This window comes from Microbacterium sp. OVT16B (assembly GCF_019969705.1).
In the GTDB taxonomy this organism is placed as follows: domain Bacteria; phylum Actinomycetota; class Actinomycetes; order Actinomycetales; family Microbacteriaceae; genus Microbacterium; species Microbacterium natoriense.
This window is the reverse complement of sequence record NZ_JAHXZA010000023.1, coordinates 1-470: the sequence shown is the minus strand read 5'-3', so window position 1 is coordinate 470 and position 470 is coordinate 1. Positions and strand designations below refer to the sequence as shown.

The following is a 470-nucleotide window of genomic DNA, read 5'->3' as shown; positions in this document are numbered from 1 at the left end:
ATTCAAGGTAGTGGTAAACCAGGTGAAAACCGTCAGCAAGAGGTATCTGAAATTTCACGTTCATTAAAAGGATTAGCACGTGAATTAAAGGTTCCAGTTATCGCATTATCACAGTTATCACGTGGCGTTGAGCAACGTCAAGATAAGCGACCAATGATGAGTGACTTACGTGAATCGGGAAGTATTGAGCAAGATGCTGATATTGTTGCCTTCTTATATCGTGATGATTATTACGATAAAGAGTCCGAGAGTAAAAATATGATTGAAATTATTATTGCTAAACAACGTAACGGTCCAACAGGTACGGTTACACTTGCGTTTAAAAAAGAATTCAATAAATTCATTAATGTGGATTGGTCGCAAATGCCGCCACCACCTCCACGTGATTAAATATTTATTTGGTTCATCACCAATAGTTGGAGATGACATTTGTTAAAACGTATGCTATTTATCTTCATTCAGTAGAAGCC

At 37.2% G+C, this 470-nt stretch carries 1 protein-coding gene; it reads left to right on the top strand.

Annotation, left to right across the window (positions count from 1 at the left end; all coding sequences use genetic code 11):
- Positions 1-390, top strand: a 390-nt coding sequence (locus LC438_RS18290; protein ID WP_308116194.1) for a DnaB-like helicase C-terminal domain-containing protein, incomplete at its 5' end; no start/stop codon positions are given.
- Positions 391-470 lie beyond the last annotated feature (80 nt).